30 protein-coding genes and 1 pseudogene are annotated in these 26,372 nt (G+C 55.8%); 29 read left to right on the top strand and 2 right to left on the bottom strand.

Annotated elements, in window-relative coordinates:
- Positions 1-27 precede the first annotated feature (27 nt).
- The 27 genes and pseudogenes from H573_RS0102500 to H573_RS0102375 all read left to right on the top strand — a co-directional run bounded on the left by H573_RS0102500 (position 28) and on the right by H573_RS0102375 (position 23,557).
- Positions 28-477: a flagellar protein FlaG gene (locus tag H573_RS0102500; protein WP_051170898.1), complete on the top strand. Its 450-nt coding sequence runs from the start codon at positions 28-30 to the stop codon at positions 475-477.
- 135 nt (positions 478-612) lie between these two features.
- Entirely contained in the window at positions 613-2,010 is a 1,398-nt protein-coding gene (fliD, locus tag H573_RS0102495; RefSeq protein ID WP_036255643.1) for a flagellar filament capping protein FliD, read from the top strand.
- A 106-nt stretch (positions 2,011-2,116) separates the two neighbouring features.
- Positions 2,117-2,548 (top strand): flagellar export chaperone FliS, encoded by a 432-nt coding sequence (fliS, locus tag H573_RS0102490; RefSeq protein ID WP_027872881.1) that lies wholly within the window; start codon positions 2,117-2,119, stop codon positions 2,546-2,548.
- Positions 2,549-2,905, top strand: a complete 357-nt coding sequence (fliT, locus tag H573_RS0102485; protein ID WP_027872880.1) for a flagellar protein FliT — start codon at positions 2,549-2,551, stop codon at positions 2,903-2,905.
- A 244-nt stretch (positions 2,906-3,149) separates the two neighbouring features.
- Positions 3,150-4,214, top strand: a complete 1,065-nt coding sequence (locus H573_RS16765; protein ID WP_051170896.1) for a sigma-54 interaction domain-containing protein — start codon at positions 3,150-3,152, stop codon at positions 4,212-4,214.
- A 334-nt stretch (positions 4,215-4,548) separates the two neighbouring features.
- Complete coding sequence (locus H573_RS19470; RefSeq protein ID WP_154653818.1) at positions 4,549-4,725, top strand: hypothetical protein; 177 nt, start codon at positions 4,549-4,551, stop codon at positions 4,723-4,725.
- Positions 4,726-4,733: 8 nt separating this feature from the next.
- Positions 4,734-5,672 (top strand): annotated as a pseudogene (locus H573_RS16760) (sigma-54 interaction domain-containing protein); the annotation flags it as partial.
- 12 nt (positions 5,673-5,684) lie between these two features.
- On the top strand, positions 5,685-6,026 hold the full coding sequence (gene fliE, locus H573_RS0102470; protein ID WP_027872879.1) for a flagellar hook-basal body complex protein FliE: 342 nt from the start codon (positions 5,685-5,687) through the stop codon (positions 6,024-6,026).
- Between the two features lie 36 nt (positions 6,027-6,062).
- Positions 6,063-7,688, top strand: coding sequence for a flagellar basal-body MS-ring/collar protein FliF (fliF, locus tag H573_RS0102465; protein WP_027872878.1), 1,626 nt, complete (start codon positions 6,063-6,065; stop codon positions 7,686-7,688).
- Positions 7,681-8,709, top strand: coding sequence for a flagellar motor switch protein FliG (gene fliG, locus H573_RS0102460; RefSeq protein ID WP_051170892.1), 1,029 nt, complete (start codon positions 7,681-7,683; stop codon positions 8,707-8,709). Before fliF ends, fliG begins: the two co-directional genes overlap by 8 nt.
- Before the next feature lie 24 nt (positions 8,710-8,733).
- The gene (locus tag H573_RS0102455) at positions 8,734-9,423 is read left to right on the top strand and encodes a FliH/SctL family protein (RefSeq protein WP_027872876.1); all 690 of its coding nucleotides are present in this window, start codon (positions 8,734-8,736) and stop codon (positions 9,421-9,423) included.
- Entirely contained in the window at positions 9,404-10,801 is a 1,398-nt protein-coding gene (fliI, locus tag H573_RS0102450) for a flagellar protein export ATPase FliI (protein WP_084497875.1), read from the top strand. The genes H573_RS0102455 and fliI overlap by 20 nt, the downstream gene beginning before the upstream one ends.
- Positions 10,802-10,832: 31 nt before the next feature.
- Positions 10,833-11,282 carry a flagellar export protein FliJ gene (gene fliJ / locus H573_RS0102445; protein ID WP_027872874.1) on the top strand — a complete coding sequence of 150 codons (450 nt, stop codon included), beginning with the start codon at positions 10,833-10,835 and terminating at the stop codon, positions 11,280-11,282.
- 239 nt (positions 11,283-11,521) lie between these two features.
- Positions 11,522-12,712, top strand: a complete 1,191-nt coding sequence (locus H573_RS0102440; protein WP_027872873.1) for a flagellar hook-length control protein FliK — start codon at positions 11,522-11,524, stop codon at positions 12,710-12,712.
- Between the two features lie 329 nt (positions 12,713-13,041).
- Positions 13,042-13,494 carry a flagellar basal body-associated FliL family protein gene (locus tag H573_RS16755; protein ID WP_051170891.1) on the top strand — a complete coding sequence of 151 codons (453 nt, stop codon included), beginning with the start codon at positions 13,042-13,044 and terminating at the stop codon, positions 13,492-13,494.
- A 10-nt stretch (positions 13,495-13,504) separates the two neighbouring features.
- Positions 13,505-14,458, top strand: a complete 954-nt coding sequence (locus H573_RS0102430) for a flagellar motor switch protein FliM (RefSeq protein ID WP_027872872.1) — start codon at positions 13,505-13,507, stop codon at positions 14,456-14,458.
- Positions 14,459-14,467: 9 nt separating this feature from the next.
- Complete coding sequence (gene fliN, locus H573_RS16750) at positions 14,468-14,737, top strand: flagellar motor switch protein FliN (protein ID WP_051170889.1); 270 nt, start codon at positions 14,468-14,470, stop codon at positions 14,735-14,737.
- Entirely contained in the window at positions 14,734-15,165 is a 432-nt protein-coding gene (fliO, locus tag H573_RS18775) for a flagellar biosynthetic protein FliO (RefSeq protein ID WP_051170886.1), read from the top strand. Before fliN ends, fliO begins: the two co-directional genes overlap by 4 nt.
- Positions 15,155-15,901: a flagellar type III secretion system pore protein FliP gene (fliP, locus tag H573_RS0102415; protein WP_036255473.1), complete on the top strand. Its 747-nt coding sequence runs from the start codon at positions 15,155-15,157 to the stop codon at positions 15,899-15,901. The genes fliO and fliP overlap by 11 nt, the downstream gene beginning before the upstream one ends.
- Positions 15,902-15,908: 7 nt before the next feature.
- Positions 15,909-16,178, top strand: coding sequence for a flagellar biosynthesis protein FliQ (fliQ, locus tag H573_RS0102410; RefSeq protein ID WP_027872870.1), 270 nt, complete (start codon positions 15,909-15,911; stop codon positions 16,176-16,178).
- A 7-nt stretch (positions 16,179-16,185) separates the two neighbouring features.
- Positions 16,186-16,962 carry a flagellar biosynthetic protein FliR gene (fliR, locus tag H573_RS0102405; RefSeq protein ID WP_027872869.1) on the top strand — a complete coding sequence of 259 codons (777 nt, stop codon included), beginning with the start codon at positions 16,186-16,188 and terminating at the stop codon, positions 16,960-16,962.
- 1 nt (position 16,963) lies between these two features.
- Complete coding sequence (flhB, locus tag H573_RS0102400) at positions 16,964-18,088, top strand: flagellar biosynthesis protein FlhB (RefSeq protein WP_027872868.1); 1,125 nt, start codon at positions 16,964-16,966, stop codon at positions 18,086-18,088.
- A gap of 32 nt (positions 18,089-18,120) precedes the next feature.
- Entirely contained in the window at positions 18,121-20,223 is a 2,103-nt protein-coding gene (flhA, locus tag H573_RS0102395; protein WP_205618883.1) for a flagellar biosynthesis protein FlhA, read from the top strand.
- Positions 20,224-20,250: 27 nt separating this feature from the next.
- Positions 20,251-21,468, top strand: a complete 1,218-nt coding sequence (gene flhF / locus H573_RS0102390; RefSeq protein WP_027872866.1) for a flagellar biosynthesis GTPase FlhF — start codon at positions 20,251-20,253, stop codon at positions 21,466-21,468.
- Between the two features lie 98 nt (positions 21,469-21,566).
- Positions 21,567-22,394 (top strand): MinD/ParA family protein, encoded by an 828-nt coding sequence (locus H573_RS0102385; RefSeq protein ID WP_027872865.1) that lies wholly within the window; start codon positions 21,567-21,569, stop codon positions 22,392-22,394.
- Entirely contained in the window at positions 22,391-23,116 is a 726-nt protein-coding gene (locus H573_RS0102380) for an RNA polymerase sigma factor FliA (protein WP_084497873.1), read from the top strand. The genes H573_RS0102385 and H573_RS0102380 overlap by 4 nt, the downstream gene beginning before the upstream one ends.
- A gap of 15 nt (positions 23,117-23,131) precedes the next feature.
- Positions 23,132-23,557, top strand: coding sequence for a DUF2802 domain-containing protein (locus H573_RS0102375; protein WP_027872863.1), 426 nt, complete (start codon positions 23,132-23,134; stop codon positions 23,555-23,557).
- Here H573_RS0102375 and H573_RS16740 read toward each other — a convergent pair.
- Both H573_RS16740 and fliK read right to left on the bottom strand, forming a co-directional pair.
- Positions 23,554-23,892, bottom strand: a complete 339-nt coding sequence (locus H573_RS16740; RefSeq protein WP_036255471.1) for an EscU/YscU/HrcU family type III secretion system export apparatus switch protein — start codon at positions 23,890-23,892, stop codon at positions 23,554-23,556. The genes H573_RS0102375 and H573_RS16740 overlap by 4 nt on opposite strands.
- Positions 23,889-25,220, bottom strand: coding sequence for a flagellar hook-length control protein FliK (gene fliK / locus H573_RS0102365; protein WP_027872862.1), 1,332 nt, complete (start codon positions 25,218-25,220; stop codon positions 23,889-23,891). Before fliK ends, H573_RS16740 begins: the two co-directional genes overlap by 4 nt.
- A gap of 173 nt (positions 25,221-25,393) precedes the next feature.
- Here fliK and H573_RS0102355 point away from each other — a divergent pair, with 173 nt between their 5' ends.
- Both H573_RS0102355 and H573_RS0102350 read left to right on the top strand, forming a co-directional pair.
- Positions 25,394-25,876 (top strand): glutathione peroxidase, encoded by a 483-nt coding sequence (locus H573_RS0102355; RefSeq protein ID WP_027872861.1) that lies wholly within the window; start codon positions 25,394-25,396, stop codon positions 25,874-25,876.
- A gap of 11 nt (positions 25,877-25,887) precedes the next feature.
- On the top strand, positions 25,888-26,361 hold the full coding sequence (locus tag H573_RS0102350; RefSeq protein WP_205618882.1) for a MarR family winged helix-turn-helix transcriptional regulator: 474 nt from the start codon (positions 25,888-25,890) through the stop codon (positions 26,359-26,361).
- Positions 26,362-26,372: the final 11 nt, after the last annotated feature.

The following is a 26,372-nucleotide window of genomic DNA, read 5'->3' as shown; positions in this document are numbered from 1 at the left end:
GGTGACGGGCTGAAAAGGTGAATGCATATGGATACCAGTCTGAATCTAGCAAGTGTTCGCAGTGTGGTTAGCCCCCTCACTGACGGGGTGGCAAAGCGCCCAGACAGCGGCAGAGGCTTACCTGCTAACGGACAAAGTTTGCCGCCCTCGGCGGTGCCGCGCGCGGTGACTTCGGCAAATCCGGATAGTAAAGAAGGCGAAGAGCTGAGCAGAATAGCGAAGGCACTCGTTGCAGAGTTTGACCCAGCAGAGCGTATCGAGCGCACCGAACAGGCCCTGGATAAGCTCAATGAGATCATGCGTGATCGCGAGCGAGACCTTGAGTTCTCTATCGATGAAGTAACCGGTAGAACCATTTTAAAGGTCATTCATGCAGAATCGGGTGAGGTGATTCGGCAGATTCCGCCGGAAGAGCTGTTAAATATCACGCGTACGTTTATTGAAGGTACTGGCAGTTTAATTAACGACGAGGCCTAGAACCTGGCTTATGGCGCGAAGCTTGCTTTGCTTTAGTAACGCGTCTCGGTGGTGTGGGGTATTGGCGCCGCCAAGGGCACAACAAACAGCGCGAGCTTCGGTGCAAATCGCCGAAGCCGCATGGCAGGAGGTGACATGGCGTCGCTCACCGTATCCGGGGCGGGCTCCGGTTTAGATATCAACAGCATTGTCTCGCAATTGGTAGAGGCAGAGCGCGCGCCGCAAGCGAATCGGCTGGCGTCAAAGGAAGCGCGTATTCAGGCGCAGCTTTCTGCTTTTGGCACACTGAAATCCTCCCTGGAAGCATTTCAAAGCAGCCTGACTAAGCTGCAGAATGTCGACACCTATAATCAGCGTTCCTCCTCACTCCCCTCGGATAGCCCCTTTAGCGTTTCCGTGGACGATACCGCTGCGGCCGGCAGCTATGAAGTAAGTGTCGAGCAACTTGCCACCAGAAATAAGATTGCTTCCGCCCCTTATGCCGACGCCCAGACCAGCGTCGGCACCGGCACGCTCAGCATCACCGTTAACGGTGAAAGCTTCAGCGTCGATGTTGAAAGCGGCAGTGACTCGCTAGAAGCCATTCGCGCGGCGATTAATGATGCCGAGGACAATGTTGGCGTATCGGCAAGTATTGTAAATGATGAAAATGGCGCGCAGTTGGTCTTAACCAGTGATAACAGTGGCGTGGAAAATGCCATTGCGGTAAGTGTGACTACCGATCTTGCTGATACCGGTGACCTCAGTCAGTTGAGCTACGACCCCAATGCCGGCAGCAACCCCATGATCGAAAAGGTTGCCGCACTGGATTCCATCATTGAGGTCGACGGGTTTACGCAAACCAGTTCAGATCTCACCGTTGCGGGCATGATTGAAGGGGTCACTTTCAATCTCAGCGAAGCGCGCCCCGGCGAAAAAATTAATGTAGACGTCAGCCTCGACACCAACGCGGTTAAGCGGGCGGTAGAGGGCTTCGTCAAAGCCTACAATAATCTAAACACCACACTGAATGACCTGACAGCCTATGACCCTGAGGCCAATACCGCCGGTCTTTTGCAAGGTGATTCGACCACGCGGGAGATCGCCACACGGCTGCGCAGTGAAATCGGCTTAAACGTTGGCAGTGTCAGCGGCGATATCAACTCTCTGGCGCAAATCGGCATTACCACGGGTGACAACTCACTGCTGGAGATTGACAGTGATGAGCTCGGCGACGTCATCAGTAGCAATTTCTCGGCGATTCAAAATCTTTTTGCCAACGACGACGGCTATGCAAATCGCTTAGATGACACTCTCGAGCGCTACACTCAGGGCGGCGGTATCTTAGATGTTCGTACAGAGGGCCTGAGTGGCCAAATTGAACGGATTAACGATCAGCGAGAAGCGCTTGATCGCCGCATTGCCTCGGTGGAGGAGCGCTACTTCAAACAGTTTACGGCGCTGGATAGCTTGCTGGGGCAATTGACCAGCACCGGAGACTTTTTAAACCAGCAGTTAGCAAACTTGCCGGGCAGCGTGAGAAAGGAAAGCTAGCATAGGTAGATTCCGAGGGCGGCTTTTAGCAAAACACCCTAAAGCGCCGTCGTGATATGCCGATAACTTAGATAGATCATCGGCAAGCAAGGCAAGAGGATAAAAAATGAGCTATTCAGCAGGTCGGGTTAGTCAAGCTTATGCCAGTGTTGGCACACACAGCCAGGTTGAGGCGGCCAGCCCTCATCGGCTTATTCAGTTACTGATGGACGGCGCGTTAGACAGACTTGCGCTGGCGCGGGGGCAAATACAGCGGGGAGAAATTTCGCTTAAGGCAAACAGCATTAGCCGAACCATGTCGATTATCGACGGCTTGCGTTTAAGTCTCGACCACAGTGTAGACAGTACATTGAGCGAAAACCTCGAGGGTCTATATGACTACATGAATCGTCGCCTGCTGTTGGCCAACGTCAAAAACGATACAGAGGCCTTGGATGAAGTCTCAGGCTTGCTCCGCGAGTTAAAAGAGGCCTGGGATGCGATTCCTGACCCCGCGCGTGACAGCAAAGACTATTCGTCAAGCGAGGCGGTAGTATAGATGGCTGTGCCTGCGGATATAGACACACTCCGCGCTGCGGATTTGTTAAGCCCTCGTCATCAGCAGCTGCGTGAGTTGCTGCTGATGACGGAGGAGATCGGGCGTTTGGCCGAGCAGGGTGAGTGGAACGATGCGCTTAGCCGGCAGCGCGATAGGCGTCGCGCGATGGAGGCCTTCTTTACTCAGGAATGTAGTGCTGAAGAAGCGCCGCTGGTCGCCCAAGTGATACAAGGTATTTTGACGATTGATGATCGCGTCAGTAGGGCGTTGGCGAGCAAGCGCAACACCCTGAGTAACAAACAGCTAGAGCAGCGCCGGCAAGCGCAAAACGTGGGTCGTTACCTTTCTAACTGCTAGCGAGGCTGGTGTTCCCTTTTATGCGTCTTCTTGTCCGTTTTAGATAGAGGCTGCGACGCTGCGTAATCAGTATTTCTACTAACCTAGAGCTAATACGTATTAACAGGCCATCAGTGGTCTCGCATCATGTCGCCTTAGCAACGCTAGACTGCACCGAGATAGTGTGGGCTAACAGGTGTAGTAAGTGGTGTTTTCGGAGATTTTCCGGCTACATCTACAATAACGAGTTCTAGTGAAGATCCTTATGGCATCACAAGCAGAACAAATCGGGGGTAGCGGGCCAGCACAGTCTCGCATTATGCGGGCGCTGGATATTCTTATTAAACAGGTCGCGGAGTTCGACACCTTAGTGTTGATTCGCGGTGAATCCGGCAGCGGTAAGGAAGTGGTTGCTCGCAAAATCCACGAGTGTTCAGATCGCGCGGGTAAGGCCTTTATTCCGGTGAACTGCGGCGCCATCCCCGCTGACTTGCTTGAGAGCGAACTCTTCGGCCATGAAAAGGGTGCCTTTACCGGCGCGGTAGCTAATCGTCAGGGCCGTTTTGAAATGGCGGAGGGCGGGACCTTATTCCTGGATGAAATTGGCGATATGAGCTTGCCGATGCAGGTGAAGCTGCTTCGCGTTTTGCAGGAGCGCTGTTACGAGCGTGTTGGTAGCAATGAAACGCGCAAGTGCAATGTACGTATTCTCGCTGCGACCCACCGCAATTTGGAGTCCATGGTCGAAGAGGGCAGCTTCCGCCAAGACTTGTTTTTCCGGCTTGATGTTTTCCCTATAGAAGTTCCCTCTTTGCGTCAGCACCCAGAAGACATTGAAATGCTGACAAAAAATTTCGCTGACCGCTTGACTGAGCGCGGTATGAAACCGCCCAGTTTTTCGGCCAGTGCATTGCGTGCCCTGCAACGTTATAACTGGCCCGGCAATGTGCGCGAATTAGAAAATTTGGTGGAGCGCTTGGCCATCACCCATGGCGGGAAACGTCTAGGCGTTAATGACCTGCCCGCCAAGTACCGCTTTGAATTGGTTGACGATGATGGCGATCAGCCAGTCAATGAGCGTGAAGATCAAGACGCGCTAATGGAGCTATTGCTTCAGCGCGAAGGCGACGATGCGCTCACCGCTAACGCTGGCACAACGCTTCCTGAGGAAGGTATTGATCTGAAGCATCATCTTCAGGAATTAGAACAGGCCTTCATTAATCAAGCGCTCGAGCGTGAGCAAGGCGTGATTACTCGCGCTGCGCAGTTATTAGGATTGCAGCGCACGACGCTGGCAGAAAAAATGAAGAAAATGGGTATTAGCCAGTAGGCGGCTCTCTCGGCAGGGCGTCTACGTTTCCCGGGCAACAGGTCATAGCTTGTCACTTCAAAGCTTAACGCTTGAAAACTCTTCTTGTTACTTCCCCATCGCACCCTCTTTACGTCAATTCAGCTGATGGTGGTATTGGAAGAATTGCGTCTAACGTTGTAGGTTGGTCGCTTTTTTTTGCGCCTGCCATACGCTTGTCGCTGCGCCTATTTTTACCCTGCCAAAATATTGTCAACTTAGTGATTTAATTCTATAACTGATTGAAATTAATAATAAAAAATTGTTGGTATGGCTGTTGCATTGTCTCCCTTGAGTTAAACGATAGGGCAGTAAAATGGCAGTAATACACACTTTTGGTTCCTCAGCTTCTCCTGCGACAGAGTCCCTCGCGATTGAGGCGTGTATGCGGGAGTTCGCGTCAACGCGTGTATTTCTGGAGCATTGCCATGCCACCTTGCCCGGCGTTGGTAGTGCTCAGCATCGTCGCATTGAACAGGGGGAAGCGAAATGAAACAGTTAATCGCCAAAGACCTCGCATCAATTGCTGTTCGTGATCTGGCGACGCGTGTTGCCAGGACCGATGCCACTGTATTGATTTGTGGGCAGAGCGGCGTCGGCAAGGAAGTTTATGCCCGCTACATACATGCGCAATCGCGCCGTGCACAGGGCCCCTTTGTTGCGGTGAACTGCGCCGCAATTCCCGAGAACATGCTCGAGGCCATGCTGTTTGGTTATGAGAAGGGCGCGTTCACCGGGGCGATAAGCAGCCACGCGGGCAAGTTTGAACAAGCCCAGGGCGGAACACTGCTGTTGGATGAAATTTCCGAAATGGATATTGGCTTGCAGGCGAAGTTATTACGCGTGCTACAGGAAAAGGAAATTGAGCGCTTGGGTAGCCGGCGCAGTATGAACCTGGACGTGCGCGTTATCGCGACGACCAACAGGGATTTGCGCGAGGCCGTATTGGCTGGCGAGTTTCGCGAAGACCTCTTTTACCGCTTGAATGTCTTCCCCCTTTGCCTGCCCGCTCTGTGTGAGCGACGGGAGGATATCCTGCCGCTGGCCGAACACTTTCTCGAACGCGATGAGTCTATCGACAGCGCGCAGTCGGTGCTCACTCACGATGCCCGCGAAAAGCTGCTTAGCTACGCGTGGCCAGGTAATGTTCGCGAGCTCGACAACGTTATTCAGCGCGCGCTGATTTTGCGCCAAGACCACCGTATTGGCGACAGAGATATCCAGTTTGAGCAGGGAATGCAGCTGTTTTCCACTGCGACGACTGGCAGTACCAGCGCGCCGCTGGACGGTTTTATGCGAGATCAAGAGCGCCAGAGAATTAGCGATGCCCTGCGCCAGGGGCGTTCAAAGAAAGAAGCGGCCGAAATCCTCGGTATTAGCCCGCGCACCTTGCGCTACAAACTGGCCAGGCTGCGCGAGCAGCAATGCCTGCCAGGTTAACGGAGCGTTGTCATGTCAGACGGAATGAAAGTTGACTCTATCCTCAACCAGATACGTGCACTGCGCGAGCAAAGCGCGATGCCAGGTGCCGCCGATGTGCGGGATCCGGGGCGCATCGATGCGGCACCGAAGGTCGATTTTTCGCAGATGTTACAACAGTCACTTCAAGGGATTAACCAAACTCAGGCAAATGCCAGCCAGTTGGCAACGGCGTTTGAGCGCGGCGACCCGAATGTCAGCATCACCGAGGTGATGGTGAATATGCAGAAAGCCCAAGTCTCGTTTAAGGCCGCGGTGGAAGTGCGTAATAAGGTCGTTGACGCCTATAAAGAAGTGATGAGGATGTCAATGTGACAACGAGTGTGCTGCGTGTAACAAAGGGTTTATACCATGGCTGATTCGCAAAGCATTTCGGTTAACAGTGTGTTGCAAAGCGCCGCCAAGAACGACGTGCTGCGCCAGCTGCTGATCCTGGTTGGCATCGCCGCCAGTGTTGCGCTGGGTGTCGCGGCGGTACTGTGGTCGCAAAGCGGTGACTATCGCGCCCTGTATTCGTCGCTGCCGCCAGAGCGCGCATCGTCGGTCGTTGATGCATTGAATGTGGCGGGAATTCCTTATCGTATTCAGGATTCGACCGGCGCAATAATGGTTCCAGCAGAACAAATTTACGATGCGAGAATCCGTCTGGCGGGACAAGGCCTGGGTAAAGACGGAAGTGGTATGGCCATGCTGGAGAAGGAGCAGGGCTTTGGCGTTAGCGAATTTATGCAGTCAAAAAAATACCACTATGCGCTGGAGCAGGAGCTTGCTAGCACGATAGAGAGCCTGCAACAGGTGCGCAGGGCAAGGGTGCATTTGGCGATCCCCAAACAGTCGGTATTTGTGCGTGACCGCAAAGCGCCGAGCGCATCGATTATGTTGGATGTGTATCCCGGCAGCGAAGTCTCTAAGCGCAATGTTTCCGCCATTATCAATTTGGTGGCGAGTAGCATCGGCGGTTTGAATGCTGAAGATGTCACCGTAGTGGATCAGTTGGGACAGCAGCTCAATGAGAGTAGCCGTGATGATGACCAACTGGAATTGAGTGACCGGCAGTTCACCTATCGCCGCCGCATTGAGCAGGCGTACGAAGAGCGGATCGCGGATTTGATTCGCCCCATCGCCGGGTCCGGCCGGGTTCGGGTAACCGTGGCCGCGGACGTGGATTTTAGTAGTGAGCAGGAGAGCCGGGAAAGCTGGAACCCCGACCGGCAGGTGGTACGCAGTGAGCAAATTAACGAACAGCTTAATGGCGGCGCAGCTCAGGGACGTGGCGTGCCAGGTGCCTTGTCGAATCAACCGCCGCCAGCGGGCGTTGAGGGTGAGGGCGGCGATCAAGCGAATGCTGACGCGGGTAATCGCTCGGTAATTCGCAACTACGAAATCGAACGGGTACTGGCCCATAGCAGTAGCCCCAGCGGTAGCTTGAAGAAACTCTCGGTAGCGGTGCTAGTGGACAATCACCGCCGCGTGAACGAGGCCGGGGAAGTCGTTGTGGAGCCCATGACGAACCCAGAATTAGAACGTATGACATTGTTGGTGAAAGACGCAGTGGGCTTTGAAGAGCAGCGCGGCGACCGGGTGACGGTGATGGCGGCGGATTTTCGTGAAACCGTAAGCTTTGATGAAGAGGTCACGGGTCCGGCGATCTGGGAACAGCCCTGGTTTGCCAATCTGGTGCGGCAAGTATTGGTAGGCATTGCCCTGCTATTTATCGTGTTTGCGGTGCTGCGGCCCAGCGTTAAAACCTTATTGCAACACAAGGCACCTGCGCCGGTGGCGTCCACGGATGAACCGGGATTAAGCGGCGAGCTGCAACAGCAGCCGGTGGCCGCTCTTGGGGCTCCGAACGCTGGGGGCTACCCCCAAGGTATTAGCTTTGAACAGCAATTAGGCGATGTTCGTGGAATGGTTGAAGAAGATCCGCGCCGCGTGGCGCAGGTCGTTAACAGATGGGTGACTGAAGACAATGGCTAATGCAAATGCCAGTGGCGCGACGGCGGCGCCAGCAATTCCCGGCTGTGAAAAGGCCGCGTTGTTATTGCTGATGATGGGCGAGAATTATGCGGCCAAGGTGCTGCAACATATCTCGCCTGATGATGTCGAGCGTATCGGCTCGGCCATGGCAAATATCAAACGTGTTGATAACCAGCGAGCGGTGGAGGTAGTTAAAAACTTTCACGAGAGTGCGGCCTCTGAAAACTCACTCGCGGTTGGCGTTCAGTCCTATGTCCGCAAGATGTTCACCAACGCCCTGGGTGAGCAAAAAGGCGGCAGTTTGGCCAAGCGCGTACTCGGCGACGAGGCTGGCACTGAAATGGATGAACTGCGCTGGGTTGAGCCTGAAGCACTGATGCAAATGCTGAAAGACGAACACCCGCAAATGATTGCCATTACCCTCGCTCATCTGGAGCAGGAGCAAGCAGGAAAAGTATTGGCGCAGTTTCCCGAGGCGGTACAAAACGACGTGGTGTATCGCGTCGCGAATATGAAAACGATTCCCGATGCGGCAATGACCCAGCTGCAAAATGTACTGAAGAAAAAGTTGTCAGTAACGGCCAAGTTAAAGAGTCGTGATGTCAACGGCGCTGCCGCGGCGGCAGGTATTATCAACGGTTTGGACAGCGACGCCGAGACACGCATTCTCGATAGTGTTGCAAAAAATAATCAGGAGTTGTCGGCAAAGATTCAAGACCTGATGTTTGTCTTTAGCAACCTGATTAACATCAGTGATAAGGGCATGCAGCAGTTACTCCGTGAAGTGTCTTCTGATTTGCTGCCTATTGCCTTAAAAGGTGCTTCAGAAGAAGTGCGCGAAAAAATTCTGCGCAATATGTCCAAGCGCGCGAGAGAGATGTTGGTTGACGATATGGAAGCGCGCGGGCCAATAAAAATTAGCGAGGTTGAGCAGGCCCAAAAAGAGATTCTCACGATTGCACGCAGCCTGGCTGATAGCGGTCAAATTGATTTGGGTCGCGGTGGTGATGACTACATTTAAGCAGCGACAGGCTGAGGCGGAACGGTGACAGCGGACTTCCAGCAATTTATTCCAAGAGACGTCGAGACGCCGGTGGCAGAGCCGCTAGTCGACCAGGCGACGCGACCGGCCAACAGTTGGCAGCTACCTGAAATGCAGGGTGGCGCCGGCAATCGCAGTAGGCCGGCCCCAGCGACTGACGCGCCAGCGGCGCTCGCCGATGAGGTCGTTGACGAGTTGGCCACGCTGCGCGAGCAAGCGCGACAGGAAGGCTTTGCCAAGGGTGAAGCCGAAGCGCGTACGCTGCTCGCTGAACAGAGCCAACAACTGCAGTTGGCAATGGCGGCGCTGCGCGAGGCGCAGACCTGGCTAGAGGGCGAGGTGCAACAAGAGGTCATATTGCTGGCCCAGGAGTTGGCGCAGGCGCTGATTGTGAAAGAGATCGACGCTAATCCCGAGATGGTAACCCTGGCGGTAGAGCGCGCCGTTGCCATGCTGCCCTCGGCAGAGGGGCATATTCAGCTGCAACTGCACCCCACCGATGCGCAGTTGCTCAGAGACCATGCGGCAGTTGCCGAGCCACTCGCACCTGCTTGGGACATTAGCGAAGATGCTGATATTCGTCGCGGCGGCTGCGTGATCAAAAGCCGAACCTCGCAGGTGGATCAGCGCACAGATAAGCGCTTGCAGGCCTTGCTGGAGCAGGTACTCATTGATGAATCTGGTCAAAACTAAAGCCGAAACGCAGCACGCTCTGGCCTCGCAACTGCGTGGCTTACGCGAGCGCTTACATCACATTGAAGACACCGAACCCGGGGCTGAAGGTCAGTTGCGGCGTATTGTTGGCACCTTGTTAGAGGCCGAGGGCTGCAAGGCGGCCATCGGCGCCTATTGTGAGGTGGAGACCCTCGACGGCCAGTGGCTGGAAACCGAAGTGGTTGGCTTTGCCAGCGACCATCTGTTGCTAATGCCCACGGGCGAACTTCGCGGGGTGATGCCCCATGCCCGGGTGAGGCCGATTCGTAAAAGCTCCAACATCGCCGTCGGTGATGGCCTGTTAGGCAGGGTTATCGACGGCGCTGGCGAACCGCTGGACGGTCGCGGCCCGCTGCGCTGCGAACAGCAGCGCCCGCTAAATTCTCCTCCAATCAATCCACTGGTCAGACGCCCCATTCACCAACCCCTGGATGTCGGTGTGCGAGCGATAAACGCCATGCTTACCGTGGGGCAGGGGCAGCGACTGGGCCTGTTTGCCGGTAGTGGTGTGGGTAAGAGTGTGCTGCTGGGAATGATGACGCGTTATACCAATGCCGATGTGGTGGTGGTTGCCTTGATCGGTGAGCGCGGGCGCGAAGTAAAGGATTTTATCGACAATATTCTCGGCGGCGATGAAATGCGCAAAGCGGTGGTGATCGCAACACCTGCCGACCACCCGCCACTGATGCGTTTGCGGGCAGCCTGGCTGGCCAGTGCGGTGGCCGAACACTTTCGCGACCAAGGTAAGCAGGTGTTATTACTGATGGATTCGCTAACGCGCTTCGCGCAAGCTCAGAGGGAAATTGCCCTGGCGACCGGAGAGCCGCCGGCAACAAAGGGCTACCCACCGTCGGTGTTTGCTCGCTTGCCTGCCCTGGTAGAACGGGCCGGTAATGGTCGAGAAGGTGGTGGTTCCATTACGGCGTTTTATACCGTGTTGGCAGAAGGGGATGATCAAAACGACCCCATTGTCGACTCCGCTAGGGCGATTTTGGATGGACACATTGTGCTGTCTCGAAGTCTGGCGGATGCGGGGCATTTTCCCGCGATTGACGTAGAGCGTTCCGTTAGTCGCGCAATGAACGACATCACCGACAAGGCTCATCAGTCGATGGTGCGTCAGCTGCGACAGCTGATTTCGCTTTACCAGCAAAATCGCGACCTGATTAGCATTGGTGCCTACCAGCGTGGTACCGACAGTCGAGTCGATCAAGCAATAGCACTGTGGTCACGCATACAGGCGTTTTTGCAGCAGGATTTTGATGAGTCGGAGAGCTTTGACCAATCCCTCGACAAACTCGCTGAAATTGTCACCTTCAATGATGACAGCAATGTGCAGGACACTATCATTCAGTAGTGCTCTGCGCCGGTAACCGGGGACGTTCGCTATGAGTCATGCCAAGAAGTCACAACGCCTCAAGCCCGTGCACGAGTTTGCCGAGCGCGAAGAGCAAGAAGTGGCGCAGCGCTATGCCGCGGTTCAACAGCAACATCAGCAACAGCGAGATAAATTGACCGAGCTGCAGCAGTATTACGATGATTACCGTCGCGCGACGGAGAGTCGTCACTGTGACCTTAAGCATCTCCAGGAAAGCCGTTTGTTTCTCTCCCGCCTGGCGCAGGCCATTCGCCAGCAGAGCGATACGGTGGCGCGCTGCGCCGCGCAGCTAGACGATATACGCAAACAATGGATGACCGCGCGCCAACACAGTATGAGCATGGAACAGCTGCTGGAGCGTTATAAGCGGGTTGAGCGTCGAGAACAAGATGCCCGCGAGCAGCGAGAGAGTGACGAGCTGTCATCGCAACGCTTCGTGTGGCGCCAGCGCCACGCGTAATCTGAACGGGCCAGTCAACCTTAATATTATCCCCCATCCTATCTCCTGCTCGGGGTTTGTTACTCACGCAAGCCAATCACTTTGCGTACCCATTGTGCGCGGTATACCCAGAGCCCGCATTGGCACATCAATTGCTGTAATCCACTCAGTGACGATAACTTGGCAGCCGCCGTTATCGCTGTGTCGACGCCGTGCGGGACGTTTCCGCGCAGGGCTATCGGACAAAATGGGATGAAACTATGAATACTGTACAGGCCATTTTTGCATCACTTACCCCATCTGCACCGGGGACATCGCCGGATCTGGAGGGCCTGCCTCTGGCCGACGGCGATGCCTCGCCGCTAGCGGCTTTCAGCGATTTACTAGCCGCGCAGCAAGCTCCTGGCGCGCCGATTACGGGGATTAGTTTCGACCATTTGTCCGCCCAGGCGTTGGCGCGATTGGCGGGTGATGAGGCCGAGCTGCCGAACCCTCAGGATGAACTAGTTCAGTCATCTGATTTACTGAAGGCAGACAGTGGCGAGGGCGGCCAGCCATTGCCGCTAATCGGCCAAGCCTTGCCGCAGAGCAGCAGCGTGCCACCGCCGCAGTTATCCTCTTTCGGCGCGGTGGCTGAAGCGATCCGCAGCCAGCGTCCTGTTACGCAAAATACAGAGGCGCAGGTGGTCGATGCAGCAAGTATCTCGCCCCGTACGCCGGTTAGCCCGTCGACCAGTGCATTGCAGGCCAAACCGCAAATACCCAGTGTTGCGATAGCCGCGGATCCGGCTGCTCAACATGCCGCAGCGTCAATGGCGTCGGCGCCTTTGGTGAATGCGCCAGTGGCGCCGCGTATCGCGAGCGCGCCGTCGGCCATTGAGATAGCGAATGTCGATGCGGGTTCCGACAGCCTGGAGTTTGCAGATCTGACGCGACAGCTAACGATTCGACCTGCGCCGCCAGCTGATCGGGCAGCGGTGCAGTTCACCATTAGTCAAAACCCCATTGACGACCCTGCATGGAGCCAAGCGGTGGCATCGCGCATACAGTGGATGGGCAGTACGGGAACGCAGACCGCACAGCTGCGCCTGAACCCGGAAGAGCTGGGAGGCATTCACGTGCAGTTGAGTATGCAGGGTGACAAGGCGTCGGTGCAGTTCCAAGCTCAGCACAGCGAAACCAGCGAGTTGATCGAACGTTTGATGCCGCGGTTAAGCCAGGCGATGGAGCAACAGGGCATGCGTCTGGAAGAGGTCAAGGTGAGCCATCAATCAGCCTGGGCCGACGCACAGCAACAGCAGCAAAGCCAGCAGTTTTCTGACCGCGCTCAGCGCGGTGTGGTGCATTTCTCCGGTGATGCGGAACCCGCTAGTGAGCCAGAGGCCAGCCGAGAAGACAGCGCGCCTAAAAGGGCTCCACGAGGGGATTCGGCGGTAGATGACTATGCGTAGCTAATACCGGCATCGCTAATACCGGTATAGTTAATCCCGCCTTAGCTCACCCCGGCGTAGTGAATGCTAGCGCTGGCTAATCTTCTCACTCCTGTCGCCACCACTCAGGTGTAGACATGCGTCGATCTCTTTGAACGCCTTCTCTTCACTTGCTGCCAATGGGCGGCCGTTGGCCTGCCAAATTCTTGGCGCGAGGGCCTGAATTGTTCTTAACCTTCTGAAATAAAAGTAAAAAAATATCTGGCATAGCCTTTGCAATTTCTCTCTACGCGACATGAGTTCGTTGGTTTTTTGGCACCTCACCGGGTGAGAGAGAAGGGCAAAACGCAATGTTTAAAAACAAATTCGTATTGATTGGCTTGGTCGTTGTGCTGCTGGCGGCAACCGCAGGGGGAACGTGGTTTGTGGTGCGCGGCAGTAATGAACCTGCTGCGGAGGCCGGAGCTGCCGCGCCGGCCGTCAAGGCGCCGATCATTCACAGCTTGTCACCCTCATTTGTGGTCAATCTCTTTAATGAGCGGTCTACGCGCTTTCTGCAAGTAGACGTTGAGGTCATGAGCCGCGATGAAGAAGTGATCTCTAAACTGGAGGACTACGAAGTTCGCATTCGCCACGAACTCATCATGATGTTCAGCAGTTTGACGAAGGAAATGATTAACAGCCTCGAAGGCCGCAAGGAAATACAGGCTAAGACGGTGGCGACCATCAACAGTGTGCTCGAAGCGGAAACCGGCAAGGGCGGCATTGAAGATGTGTATTTCACCAAATTTGTGATGCAGTGAGGGCGCTGCCATGAGCGGTGTACTGGACCCGGAAGAACTCGAAGCGCTGATGGACGAAGAGCCAAAGGCGAGCGACGACGGTAAATACAACCTCGCGCGACAGGATTACGCCGTTCAGCGCTTGATCCCGACCTTGTCGCTTATTCAATCCCAATTTGGCAACGCTGCGGTTGAGCGTGTGCGCGAGTTTGTGAGCAGCGTTGAGAGTATTCGCACCGATCGCATAACGGTGATGAAATTCGACGAGCTGCAAAACACGCTACCAGCGCCCTGCAGCATTTCCTTAATCTCGGGTATGCCGCTCAGCAGCGACTTGTTGATTGCCTTTGAATCGGAGCTGGTCTTTAACCTGGTGGATCGCTATTTCGGCGGTCATGGCGGCGAAGCCGATGCCGCGCGGGAGCAGTTTTCCACATCCGAAATAAGCTTTATGGAAATTCTGGTCGGCGCATTGCTGCCGGATATCGCGATGGCGTGGAAGTCGGTGATGACGTCTGCGCCCGCCGTATCCAGCCAGTGTACCGACCCACGCTTGCTTGAAGGCTTTAACGAAGCGGACTCACTGGTCGCGACGCGATTTGAGGTCGCCATTGGCGAATTTACCGGCGGGTTGTGGTCGGTGGTGCCCTGGAGCGCCATTGATGCCGTGCGCGACAGCCTGGCAGACAGCGGCGCATCCACAGGCAAGAAGCCCGCCAGTGAAGAGTGGCGCAGCCGTCTCTCGCAGCGGGTGGAGGAGGCGCCGGTTGAGCTGGTTGCCCAGCTTCCCAAAACGCAGCTGAGCCTCCAGCGTGTTGCAAACCTTAAGAAAGGCGATGTGATCCCGTTGGTCAGTGCGGAGGATGTGTTGCTCTGTGTGGCCGGGCAGGCGCTATTGAAAGGGCATTTTGGCAGTCACCAAGGTCAACTGGCCGTGCAGATTACAGGTTCTGCCAGCGCCAAAAAACCGATGCAGGAAGGGTAGGAAAGGACTATGGCAAACGATTTGAATCTGGACAAAATCCTCGACGTCAATGTGGATGTATCGGTGGAAGTTGGCCGAACGCGCATGAGCATTCGGGATATCAAAGCGCTCAATCAAGGCGCGATTATCGAACTGGATCGGGCCGCTGGTACACCCTTGGACGTGCTGGTAAATGGCACTCTGGTGGCGCGTGGTGAGATCGTCGTCGTCAAAGAGAAATTTGGCATCATGCTGACTGAGGTGCTCGGGCAGGATGATGAGGAGGAGGCTGCGTCATGATCCGCGCCCTCCTGCTTCCCGTCGCGCTCGCAACGCCGGTTTGGGCTGAGGAGGCCCAGGCGCCTGCCGCGGTAAATTTGCCCATTGCCGGCGGTGAAGACGTGATTGGGTTGCTGGGCAGCCTGATGTTGATGGCGGCCTTGCTAATAGCAGGGATGTGGTTTTTGCGCCGTTTGCGCGCCGCACAGGCGCCCAAGCTAAGTGGTATTGCTGTAGTGTCGCAAATCCCCCTTGGGGTGAAGGAAAAGCTGTTGGTTGTGCAGGTTGGCGATCAGAGTTTGCTGGTGGGATGTACGCCCTCCTCAATGCAAACCTTGCACAGCTGGCCGACGGCGGAGCTGCCGGATGCGGAGAAAAGCAAGGACTTCGCCGCGCTGCTCAAAGAAAAAGCGGGCCACCTGCGCGAGGGTTTCAGCCATGCGCCTTAAGCCTCTGTTATTCCTCTTTGCTCTGACAATCCCCTCGCTGTCCATGGCGTCAGACCCCCTGTCTCTGTCGGCGGTGAATAGCACGCCCAATGCTGCAGGCGGGCAGGAGTACAGCGTGTCGCTGCAGTTGCTGGCGATAATGACGGCGCTGACCATGCTGCCGGCGCTATTACTGGGAATGACGGCGTTTACTCGCATCATGATCGTGTTGTCGATTTTGCGTCAGGCGCTGGGCACCGGACAAACGCCGTCTAACCAAGTGCTGCTTAGTCTCGCGCTGTTTCTTACCCTGTTCATCATGTATCCAGTGGGCGAAGTCGCCTATACCCAGGCGATTGGCCCTTATATCGCTGAAGAAATGCCCTTTCAGGAAGCGGTCACACAGGGCTTTGCGCCATTTCGCGAATTCATGCTCAGCCAGACGCGTGAAGATGACATCGCACGCTTTGCTGCGATTGCCGGCCATGAGGCGTATCAGCAGCCCGAGGATGTGCCCTTCACCGTGTTGATGGCCGCGTTCTTAACCAGCGAGCTAAAAACGGCGTTTCAAATTGGCTTCCTCGTGTTCATTCCCTTCGTGGTTATCGACCTGGTGGTGGCCAGCGTGCTGATGTCGATGGGGATGATGATGTTGTCGCCGATGATGATTTCGCTGCCTTTCAAAATCATGTTGTTTGTCTTGGTAGATGGCTGGAGCCTGATTATGGGTTCGCTGGCAGCCAGTTTCTTCCGGTGAGGTGCCTATGAACCCCGATACGGTTATTGAATTGGGCCGCCAGAGCATGAATATCACCGTGCTGTTGGCGGCGCCATTGTTGCTGGCAGCTCTGGCGGCCGGCCTGTTGATCGGTATGTTTCAGGCGGCGACACAAATTCAGGATATGACTCTGAGCTTTATCCCAAAGCTGGTGGTGCTGGTGGCGGTGTTGGGGATAACCGGCCCGTGGATGCTGCGGCACTTGCTTGATTACACCCGCCAGCTGTTTGAAATGATTCCGGTCCTGGTGGGATAAACGCGCAATGATTGCGGTCAGCGAGGCGCAAATACTATCGTGGATGGCCAGCCTGTGGCTGCCTTTTGCGCGGGTGAGTGGTTTGATGCTCACAGCGCCACTGTTCAGCGCTTCGTACATTCCCAATCGCGCCAAAGCGCTGTTCTGTGTGGTGTTATGCATGTTGCTGCTGCCGGTGTTGCCGCCGATGCCAGCGATTAATATTCTCAGTATTGAGGGCATGCTGATACTGAGCAACGAATTGCTGATTGGCCTGTGCATTGGCTTTATTGTGCAGCTGGTTTTCGATGGCATTATTCTGGCTGGGCAATTGATTGCCAATGGCATGGGTCTCGGCTTTGCGATGATGGTCGATCCACAGCGCGGTATCCAGGTGCCGGTGCTTTCCCAGTATTTGCTCATTATCTGCATGCTATTGTTTGTTGCGCTGGAAGGTCACTTGGACCTGATCAGCTTGCTGGCGCGCAGCTTTGAAATCTGGCCCGCAGGTGGTCGCCTGGTCTCGCCGGAGTCGCTAAGCGTTGTCTATCAGTGGGGCAGCGAGTTGTTTTCAGCGGCGGTGCGGGTGTCTATCCCTGCTGTTATCGCCCTGCTGGTTGTGCAGGTTGCCGTCGGTGTTATTAGCCGTGCAGCACCGACCCTCAACTTGTTTGCGGTGGGCTTCCCGCTGGCCATGCTCATGGGCTACCTGATTGTCGATCAATTAATTCCGAATTTACTGCCGGTTCTCAGCCAACTGCTCGATCGCGCGCTGGCCCAGCTGTCACTGTTTTTAGGGGGCTGACATGGCAGAGAATCAGGACGGACAAGAACGCACAGAAGAGGCCTCTGCCAAGAAACTGGCCGATGCCCGCAAGAAGGGCCAGGTGGCTCGCTCCAAGGAATTAGCCACGATGATGGTCACCATGGCCGGTGCGCTAATGCTGATTGCCACAGGAGGGCAGCTGGCGCAGGCCATGCAAAGCATTATGCGCGGTAGTTTCTCGCCGTCGTTTTTGCTCAGCCCCACGGAAAGCCTTCCCAGCCAACTCTACGGGTTGTTGGTGCATGGGCTGCTGTCGATCTGGCCGCTGATGTTGGCGACCCTGCTGGCGGCCATAATTGCCAATGTGGTGCTGGGCGGCTGGACCTTCAACCTGAGTTTCAAGTTCGATCGCCTCGACCCGATCAAGGGCTTGGGCAAGCTGTTTTCAGTGCGCAGCCTGGGTGAACTGGTGAAGTCCATTGCAAAAATGGCCTTTATCGGTCTGGCCGCCTTCTTAGTGCTGCAATTCATGGCCGAGGATATTCTCGGCCTGGGTTTGCAAGACCCCCAGCAGAGTATTGCCAACAGTGCGGCCTTGCTGGACTGGTTCTTTCTTATTGTCAGTTTGCCCCTGGTGGTTATCGCCGCGATCGATGTGCCCTGGCAGCTATGGAATTACAAGAAAGAGCTGCGCATGACGCGCCAGGAAGTTCGCGATGAGCACAAAGAGTCAGATGGCCGCCCGGAAGTGAAAGCCAAGCTGCGGGAGATGCAACAGGCTGCAGCCCGCCAGCGCATGATGGAGAAGGTGCCAACGGCTGACGTGGTCATTACCAACCCCACCCACTTTGCCGTGGCATTGCGCTATGACGAAGCCCGGTCTTCCGCACCGGTGTTGGTGGCCAAAGGTGCCGATCAGGTCGCCGCGCGAATCCGCGAATTAGCCAAGGACAATGCAGTAACCATCGTGGAATCGCCGCGTTTAGCCCGGGCGGTATTTGCCAGTACGGAGCTGGATGCAGAAATCCCGGCCGGGCTGTACTTGGCGGTCGCGCAAATATTGACCTACGTCTATCAACTGCGCAGCTGGCAGACCATGGGTGGTGAATACCCCGTGGCGCCCGAGCCTGAGATAGATGATGTGTATTTAAAGGATCTGCTCTAGGGCAGTGATCAACCGATAATCGAGAGTATGTGATGGCGACTCAACAAGTGACCATGCCCAACTGGGCACAGGGCATCGCAAGTAGCGGAATCGGCGTGTTGGCACTGATGATGGCCTGCCTGGCCATGTTGGTCATTCCCATGCCGCCGTTTCTGCTCGACCTGCTGTTTACCTTCAATATTGCCTTGTCACTGGTGATTATTCTGGCGGTAATTTATATCGAGCGGCCGATTGATTTCTCGGTTTTCCCCACGGTGTTGCTGTTGGCAACGCTACTGAGGCTGGCGCTCAACGTCGCGTCCACCCGTGTGGTGTTGCTCGAGGGGCACACCGGGCCTGGGGCCGCTGGCAAAGTGATTGAGTCTTTTGGCGAGTTCGTTATCGGCGGCAATTACGTTGTTGGGATGGTGGTTTTTGTCATCTTGGTGGTGATCAACTTTGTCGTCGTGACCAAAGGCGCCGGCCGGGTGTCTGAAGTGACGGCGCGCTTTACCCTCGATGCCATGCCGGGAAAACAAATGGCCATCGATTCCGATTTGAACGCGGGTATTCTCAGTCAAGAAGAGGCCAGCATTCGCCGCGAGGAAGTGCGAACGGAAGCTGACTTTTACGGTTCGATGGATGGTGCGAGCAAGTTCGTTCGTGGCGATGCGGTCGCCGGGATCCTTATTCTATTTATCAACGTTCTCGGCGGCTTAGGGGTGGGCGTTGGCCAGCACGACTTGAGCTTTTCGCAGGCGATGCATAACTACACCCTGCTGACCATCGGTGACGGCCTGGTCGCACAGTTACCTTCGCTGCTGCTGTCGACCGCCGTGGCCATCATCGTGACGCGTATTTCCCGGCCGCAAAATATGGGTGAGCAAATGGTCGGGCAAATGGCTGCCAAACCAGAAGTACTCTACCTGTCGGCGGCCGTGCTGGGCATGATTGGCATTATTCCTGGCATGCCCAATGTGGTGTTTTTACTGTTGGCCGGTACCTGCGCTGGCGCGGGCTGGTTGATTGCCCAGCGCGCCAAAAAACCGGCGGTGGTGGAGGAGCTTCCCGATACTGAGCCTGCGCCTGAGGCACAGGAGCCCAGCGAGCTGAACTGGGATGAAGTGACGCAGATGGATGTGGTGAGCCTGGAAGTCGGCTATCGCCTCATACCGTTGGTCGACCGAAACCAAGGGGGCGAGCTGATCACCCGCATTACCGGGGTGCGCAAAAAGCTATCCAAGGACTTGGGCTTTTTGGTTCAGCCGGTTCATATTCGCGACAACTTGGAGCTATCGCCGGGCAGCTATCGCGTGCAATTGCTCGGTGACAGCGTCGCCCAGGGCGAAATACAAGTGGGTAAGGAGTTGGCGATTAACCCCGGTGGCGCCCAGCCCGGTTTAACCGGCATGCCAACCAAAGACCCCGCCTTTGGCATGGATGCAATATGGATTGACCCCAGCCAGCGCGATCAGGCGCAGACCCTCGGCTATACCGTTGTTGACCCCTGTACCGTGGTGGCGACGCACCTGAGCCAGGTGGTGAAACAACACGCTCATGAGCTGCTGGGGCACGAGGAAGTTCAACAACTGCTAGACCGTCTGGCGAGCAGCGATCCTAAATTGGTTGAATCGCTGGTTCCCCAGCAACTGCCACTCAGTGTGGTTGTGAAGGTGTTGCAAAACCTCCTGAAAGAGAACGTTTCGATTCGCAGTATTCGCCTGATCGCCGAATCTTTGGCGGAGCAAGCGCCGCGTAGCAAAAATCCTGACGAATTATTGGAGGGGGTTCGGGTCTCGCTTGGACGGATGATTGTTCAAGAAATCAATGGCTTAGAGCAAGAGTTGCCCGTTGTGGCGCTGGACGCAGATCTGGAACAGATGTTGCAGGATATGGTGAGAGGTGGCGCTGGCGCCATTGGTTTGGAACCCGGCATTGCGGAGCGAATTCAACGCGAGTTGGCGGAATTCAGCAATCGTCAGGAACTGGCGGGTCAGCCCTCGGTGGTACTGGTATCACCCTCGATTCGGGCATGGTTGTCGCGCTTTACGCGACGCAGTGTACCGGCACTTCACGTGCTGTCGTACAACGAGGTGCCAGACAGTAAAGAGGTTCACCTGCTATCGACGATCGGGCAGCAGGCGAGACTGACCTAAAAGGTGTTAGCTCAGCGGGAGCGGTAGATGAACGTTAAAAAATATCGGGCAGCAGACAGTGAACAGGCGATGCGGATGATTCGCGCGGCGCATGGCCCCGATGCGGTAATCCTCGACTGCCAGTCTGTGGCCGGTGGCGTGGAGTTGGTTGTGAGCTGGGAGGGTGAACCCTCGCTGCCGACCGCGACTGAAGCCGACAAAGAACGCACCGCGTTAGAGGCATTGCGCTCGCGTCGCGAACAGGGCGAGAGCCCGGCACCCGCCACTAGGCTGGAGGGGGTGAGTGCTGCTCCCGGGCCGCAATTGGCGTGGTCGCAAAACGATGAGCTGCACGACTTGAAACAAGAGCTGGCAGCCATGAAGTCGATGTTGATGAGCCAGTTAAAGGACAACAATTGGCAGCAGCTTACCGCCAAACAGCCCGCGCAGAAGTCCAGCCACCAAATGCTGTCGGCCATGGATATCGACCCCAGCATTGCTGAAAGCCTGCAGCGTGAATTGCCCAGTGGAGAAAGCGAGGCGGTGCAGCGAGAAATGCTAAAAATGCTGCTGGTGCGCCAGCTGCCGATTAGTGCGCCGCCGCGCACTGGCGCCATTTGCCTGCTGGGCCCTCAAGGCGCGGGTAAAACCACCACAATTGCGAAGCTGGCGGCTCAGCACGTGATGCAGCACGGCCGTGATGATATCGCTATTTTAACCACCGACAGCGGTCGCGTAGGCGCTCAGGAGCAGCTGCGAGCCTACGGTCGAATCTTACAGATTCCGGTTCACAGTGCAGACAGCCCGCAAGAAGCGGCGCGAACATTTCGGGTTTTACAGAAAAAGTCGCTGATATTGATAGATACCGCAGGTCTGTCCTTCCGCGACCACGAGGGCCTGGATGAACTCGAAAAATTACTTGCTGGGCTCGGTGGTGCCCATTGTTACTTGACGCTGCCTGCCGATGTCGAAGCCTATGTTCAAAGTGAAATTATCGATGCCTACAGTCGCTTCAATCTAGCAGGGGTAGTGATTAGCCGTATCGATGAGGCGATGCGGCTAGGAGGATTACTGTCGAATCTGATTCAGCACCGCCTGCCGGCGGTGTGGTGTACCAATGGCCCGAAAGTGCCGCAAAACCTCTGCGTTGCCGATGCGGGCAAGCTGGTGAATATGGCCATGAAAATGGCAATGAGTTTTACCCCGCCGCCGCGCCGTCAGGCCGCTGATAGCGGCCGCGCTCAGCATATTGGTGTGCAGGCATGACTCGGGTAAATACCGATGTTCAAGCTATCGTTGCTAGGGCAGGCTGTGGACATTGCCTCAGTGCTGCCTAGGTCTCAGTGACACAATAAGGACAAAACATGAACCCAGTAAAAGTAATTGCAGTAAGTAGCGGAAAGGGCGGTGTGGGGAAAACCAATGTTTCCGTTAACCTGGCTTGCCAGCTGGCCCGGCGCAACCGCCGCGTGTTACTGATGGATGCCGACCTAGGCCTGGCGAATGTAGACATCATGCTCGGCTTGCGCCCGAAGTGGAATCTTTCCCATGTGCTGGAAGGCCAGTGCGATATTCAAGATATTTTGATGCCGGGACCCAGTGGCATATCCATTATTCCTGCGGCCTCCGGCATTAAAAAAATGGCTGAGCTGGGCAGCGACCAGCACGGCGCCATTGTTCGTGCGCTCAGCGGCTTGAACGATGACTACGATGTGTTGGTTGTTGATACCGCGGCGGGCATTTCCGACAGTGTGATTACCTTTAGCCAGGCCAGCCAGTATGTGCTGGTTGTAGTGACTGACGAGCTCACGTCGATGGCCGATGCTTATGCATTGATTAAAGTGATGAGCCGCGATGCCGGCATCAAGCGTTTCAAAGTGCTGCGTAACATGGTGGATAGCCACGATCAGGCACGCGACGGTTTCGAGCGCCTCAACGAAGTGGCGCAACGCTTTTTGGATGTCACACTGGAATACGCAGGCTTTATCCCCCGAGACCGTTTTCTGGTGAAGGCGGATGCCAAGCAGCAGGCAGTGAGTGAGCTCTACCCGGGGGCCGATGCCTCGCTGGCCTTTCGCAAACTTGCGGAAACCGTCGATAAATGGCCCATTCCAACTGGCCCCAGTGGCAACCTAGAATTCTTCGTCGATAGAATGATGCAGCCCGAGGCCCTGAGAGGAGTTGCCGTGTGAGTGGCCACGCTGCTTACCTCGATGTGCAGGTGGGCAATCGCGACGAGTTAGCGACGCGTCATGCGCCGTTGGTAAAGCGCATCGCCTATCACCTTGTTAGCCGTCTGCCAGCCAGTGTGGAGGTCGATGACCTTATTCAGGCGGGGATGATCGGCTTGCTTGAAGCAGCCAGCCACTTTCAAGCCGGGCAGGGGGCGAGTTTCGAAACCTACGCGAGTATTCGTATTCGCGGCGCCATGATTGACCAAATGCGCCAGGGCGCCTGGGCGCCGCGCTCGGTGAGCCGCCAATTGCGCGAACTGTCAGCGGCGGTGACCCGCGCCGAAGCCAAATTGGGGCGCGAAGCCCAAGCCGCCGATATTGCCGCAGAGATGGGCATTGATATTAACGAATACCACGGGCTGCTGCGCGATACGTCTGGCGTGCGCTTATTTAGCCTGGAGCAAGCCGGGGAGGGCGGTCAGGAATTCAGTGCCGATGCTGAGTTGGATGATAACCCGCTGCGCGACCTTGAGGATGAAGGCTTACAGCGCGCCTTGGCTTCTCAGATTGACGCCCTGCCAGAGCGAGAGAAGCTGGTTATGGCGCTGTATTACGACAAGGGCCTTAACTTGAAAGAAATTGGTGAGGTCTTGGAAGTGAGCGAGTCGCGTGTCTGCCAAATTCATAGTCAGGCGGTCGTGCGATTAAAAAGCCGCCTTGGCGATTGGCTGGCAGCATAGGACGCGGAGGTCGCAATGCAAGAAGCTCCACAAGCAATGTTGGTCGCCTGGTTTAGTCAGTTGGATGACCTGACGGTGTTAGGCATTTTAATGAGCGTGGCCGGTGCGGCCATTCTGCTTTACCTATGGCAGGGGCGGCGCTCTAAGGCTGAACAAATCGAGCTGGCCTTGCGTGAGGAGATCGGCGGTCTGCAACGTAAAATCGATGACCAGGCCAGTGCGCTGTCGGTTCTCGGTGAGCGGGTATTGGCGCTCGAAGAATACTTAGAGTTGGTGGGGCATCGCCAGCAGCAGATCGAAAGTGAAAAGCGCGATCCGCGCTTTTACCAACAGGCGATTCGCATGGCCGACCAGGGACTCGATGTCCAGGCATTGGTCGAGCGTTGCGGCGTTAGTCGCTCCGAAGCGGAGTTAATTGCAGCCATGCGCAGTTCGCGCTAAGGCTCGCGTTCGCTGTCGTTCTCTGCCTGATAGACTGCCCCGCTGTCGTGACGGTAGTAGTAATCCTTAGGCACTTGCCCCTTCAGGCGGTAGGCAAAGGCGATGATTTCCGCCACGGCCACGTACATGAAAGGCGGCACTTCGCTATCTAGATCCACTCTGCTAAGCAGCTGCAAGAGCTGTGTATCTTGGTAGATGGGAACATCATTTTCCTCGGCTAACGCAAGAATCTTCGCCGCGACGCTGCCTTCGCCTTTGGCGCTGACAGTGGGGGCATTACTGCCGTCGTAATGGAGGGAGACGGCGATACTGCCGTGGTTATCCTGTGCGCTCATGCGTGGTCATCCAGTAGAGAAGACGCGAATGAACGGCTGCCTGACGCGCTGGGGTTTCCGCACTGGCAAACGATATCGGCAATGGGCACTTCCTGATTTTGTAATTGTTCCCGGAGTGCATGCTGATGCCGTTTTAACAGCGCCAGGGTTTCGGCGTTGCTGGCGGTGAAACGTATCTCGAGTTGTTGGTTTACTTCTGCGAGCGTCACTTTCATCGCGCCGAGGCCGGGAAGGTCAAAGCACAAATTCAGGGCCCAACCGCGTTGTTGATTGTCATCTCCGGGAGCATGCGGGTGCTGGGGTGTTTCGCCTGCGTCTCGCTGCCTGGGCGGCTGAAACTGAAATTGCCAAATATCGATGCCGTCGTGGTCCTTGATCGGCAGTTCGATCACTCCGGTTGCCTCTCGGCCGGTTTGCAGTTGCACCAGTTGCTGCACATCCAGCCGGGCCAGAGCGCCGCGAACGTCGCGAAGCAGCCCCTGCTGAGTTATGTCTTGCTGCTTACCGGTGGTCGGTGGGGTTCGTGGCTGGGGGGAAAGCTGCCCGGGGAGGTCGGCCGTTTTGCTCGCGCTCAATGTGCCTTGGTAGGCGCGGTTGCCCTCATTGCGTGGTAGGGGCGCGCTAGGCGGTGAAAGTGGGGGCGGCGCTGCTTTGGTGGCGATGTTGGCTCCGGGCTGCGGGCTTGAAGCATCTCCGGTCGCTTTTCCTGCTATCGCTGCTGTTGGTGGGGGGTAGCTTTTGGCGAGTGGCGCTTTCGGTGGTGCGGCGGCTTGTTGGTCGAGTTGCGCGGCTAGCTTCAAGAGTGCCGCTTTGAAATCGAGGTTTCTTGGCGCATTTTTTAGCAGCTTTGCCTCAAAAAACTGGCCGCTATTTTGCAGCGCTGTTTTAACGCGCTCACCGTCGCCGAGTTGTTTGCGGTGGGGAATGCTAGCCAATACGGGCGCCAGCAACTTTTGCACAGACGGTGATAGCTGCTGGCTGAGCTGGCTGAGGGTGGCCATTAACTGGTTCAAGCCCTGTTGCTGCGGCAGGCGGTCGCGAAGAATGGGTGCGATATTCACGTCGCCGCGCTGCATAATTCGCAGCTCCGGGCGCTGTTGCGCGTCTCGGCCGACGACTTGAAGCTGGAGTTGTTCGCCTTTTCTCAGTGGCGTCTGACTTTCGGCCATCATCCGCAAGCTACCCGACGCAAGCTCGTATAAATGCTGAGCGCGCTCCCCCAGTACCACCGCGTTCATCACTCGGTCCGGTGCGAGCACGGGGGCAGGGCCTGCGGGGCGCAGAAGGGCGGCGGGCTGGGTGTTGTGGGTAGGATTGATGATCACCATACCGGGACCTGGTTGCGTTAAGGGATTATAGGCGGCCGACAGTCATGTTAACGGCGCGTCATCGCGGAACTTTAATTTTGCTGGCAAAATATGTCGCGCGCGATATAATCGTGATGTTGTTTGATTTTTAGGCTATGTATAAGCGTAGCCCCTTATGCGAGGAAAGTAAGATTATGAGTAGTCTTTATGATTTCACAATTAATAGCCTGCAGGGCAAAGAAATGAACCTGGCCGGTTACGCGGGCAAGGTTGTACTGGTGGTGAATACCGCCAGTAAGTGCGGCTTAACCCCGCAATATGAAGGCTTGCAGGCACTCTATGATAAATATGCAGATAAGGGGCTGGTGATTATTGGTTCGCCTTGTAACCAATTTGCCAACCAGGAGCCGGGTGATTCTGAGGCAATTCAGGGCAACTGCCTCATCAATTACGGCGTGAGTTTTCCCATTACCGAGAAAATTGAGGTCAATGGTAAGGGCGCGCACCCATTATTCGCTTATTTGAAAAAGGCGGCTCCTGGCACTTTGACGAATGCAGTAAAATGGAACTTTACTAAGTTCTTAGTGGGTAAAGATGGGCAGCCCATTAAGCGTTATTCCCCAACAACAAAGCCCGAGCAGCTAGAGGCCGATATTGAAGCTGCGCTACAGGCCTAACGAGGTAGAAGATGTCCGACGACGCCGGCTTTCAGGAAAGTATGCCCGAGGAGCTAAAGCTCGACAATCAGTTGTGCTTCCCGCTGTATGCGGCATCGCGCTTAGTGACGCGCTTGTATAAAGACCGCCTGGAGCCGCTGGGTATTACCTACCCCCAGTACATCGTATTGATGATCCTGTGGGAAGAGGCACCATGCCCCGTCAAAACGATCAGCCGCAGGGCAATACTCAATACCAATACCTTGACGCCATTGCTTAAGCGTTTGGAACAGCAGGGGTATATTAGCCGTCAGCGCGATGGTCAGGACGAGCGACAGGTGATGGTGCACCTCACCCTGGCGGGAAAGGCATTGCGAGACCGCTGCGCCTGTGTGCCGTGGGAGCTGTTGCAGTCGTCAGGGGTATCTCTGGAAAAGTTAGTTGCGCTGCGCGAAATGCTCAATGAGGTTCTGCCAGATCTAAAACAAACGCTAGAGGGCAATTAGCGTTAATAGGC

The organism is Neomelitea salexigens DSM 19753 (genome assembly GCF_000422345.1).
Classification (GTDB): Bacteria; Pseudomonadota; Gammaproteobacteria; order Pseudomonadales; family Spongiibacteraceae; genus Spongiibacter; species Spongiibacter marinus_A.
Note: the sequence above shows the minus strand (reverse complement) of the source record. Positions and strands in the feature narration are given on the sequence as shown.

Bases quoted from the DNA above. Each gene is read 5' to 3' on its own strand.
- H573_RS16740 (WP_036255471.1), bottom strand. From the start codon at position 23,892: ATGAGCGCACAGGATAACCACGGCAGTATCGCCGTCTCCCTCCATTAC.
- flhB (WP_027872868.1), top strand. From the start codon at position 16,964: ATGGCAGAGAATCAGGACGGACAAGAACGCACAGAAGAGGCCTCTGCC.
- H573_RS0102375 (WP_027872863.1), top strand. From the start codon at position 23,132: ATGCAAGAAGCTCCACAAGCAATGTTGGTCGCCTGGTTTAGTCAGTTG.
- fliF (WP_027872878.1), top strand. From the start codon at position 6,063: ATGGCTGATTCGCAAAGCATTTCGGTTAACAGTGTGTTGCAAAGCGCC.
- fliJ (WP_027872874.1), top strand. From the start codon at position 10,833: ATGAGTCATGCCAAGAAGTCACAACGCCTCAAGCCCGTGCACGAGTTT.
- fliP (WP_036255473.1), top strand. From the start codon at position 15,155: ATGCGCCTTAAGCCTCTGTTATTCCTCTTTGCTCTGACAATCCCCTCG.
- H573_RS0102500 (WP_051170898.1), top strand. From the start codon at position 28: ATGGATACCAGTCTGAATCTAGCAAGTGTTCGCAGTGTGGTTAGCCCC.
- fliO (WP_051170886.1), top strand. From the start codon at position 14,734: ATGATCCGCGCCCTCCTGCTTCCCGTCGCGCTCGCAACGCCGGTTTGG.
- fliQ (WP_027872870.1), top strand. From the start codon at position 15,909: ATGAACCCCGATACGGTTATTGAATTGGGCCGCCAGAGCATGAATATC.
- fliR (WP_027872869.1), top strand. From the start codon at position 16,186: ATGATTGCGGTCAGCGAGGCGCAAATACTATCGTGGATGGCCAGCCTG.
- flhA (WP_205618883.1), top strand. From the start codon at position 18,121: ATGGCGACTCAACAAGTGACCATGCCCAACTGGGCACAGGGCATCGCA.
- fliD (WP_036255643.1), top strand. From the start codon at position 613: ATGGCGTCGCTCACCGTATCCGGGGCGGGCTCCGGTTTAGATATCAAC.
- fliI (WP_084497875.1), top strand. From the start codon at position 9,404: ATGAATCTGGTCAAAACTAAAGCCGAAACGCAGCACGCTCTGGCCTCG.
- H573_RS0102350 (WP_205618882.1), top strand. From the start codon at position 25,888: ATGTCCGACGACGCCGGCTTTCAGGAAAGTATGCCCGAGGAGCTAAAG.
- H573_RS16765 (WP_051170896.1), top strand. From the start codon at position 3,150: ATGGCATCACAAGCAGAACAAATCGGGGGTAGCGGGCCAGCACAGTCT.
- H573_RS0102430 (WP_027872872.1), top strand. From the start codon at position 13,505: ATGAGCGGTGTACTGGACCCGGAAGAACTCGAAGCGCTGATGGACGAA.
- fliS (WP_027872881.1), top strand. From the start codon at position 2,117: ATGAGCTATTCAGCAGGTCGGGTTAGTCAAGCTTATGCCAGTGTTGGC.
- fliE (WP_027872879.1), top strand. From the start codon at position 5,685: ATGTCAGACGGAATGAAAGTTGACTCTATCCTCAACCAGATACGTGCA.
- fliN (WP_051170889.1), top strand. From the start codon at position 14,468: ATGGCAAACGATTTGAATCTGGACAAAATCCTCGACGTCAATGTGGAT.
- H573_RS16755 (WP_051170891.1), top strand. From the start codon at position 13,042: ATGTTTAAAAACAAATTCGTATTGATTGGCTTGGTCGTTGTGCTGCTG.
- H573_RS19470 (WP_154653818.1), top strand. From the start codon at position 4,549: ATGGCAGTAATACACACTTTTGGTTCCTCAGCTTCTCCTGCGACAGAG.
- fliT (WP_027872880.1), top strand. From the start codon at position 2,549: ATGGCTGTGCCTGCGGATATAGACACACTCCGCGCTGCGGATTTGTTA.
- fliK (WP_027872862.1), bottom strand. From the start codon at position 25,220: ATGGTGATCATCAATCCTACCCACAACACCCAGCCCGCCGCCCTTCTG.
- H573_RS0102355 (WP_027872861.1), top strand. From the start codon at position 25,394: ATGAGTAGTCTTTATGATTTCACAATTAATAGCCTGCAGGGCAAAGAA.
- fliG (WP_051170892.1), top strand. From the start codon at position 7,681: ATGGCTAATGCAAATGCCAGTGGCGCGACGGCGGCGCCAGCAATTCCC.
- flhF (WP_027872866.1), top strand. From the start codon at position 20,251: ATGAACGTTAAAAAATATCGGGCAGCAGACAGTGAACAGGCGATGCGG.
- H573_RS0102385 (WP_027872865.1), top strand. From the start codon at position 21,567: ATGAACCCAGTAAAAGTAATTGCAGTAAGTAGCGGAAAGGGCGGTGTG.
- H573_RS0102440 (WP_027872873.1), top strand. From the start codon at position 11,522: ATGAATACTGTACAGGCCATTTTTGCATCACTTACCCCATCTGCACCG.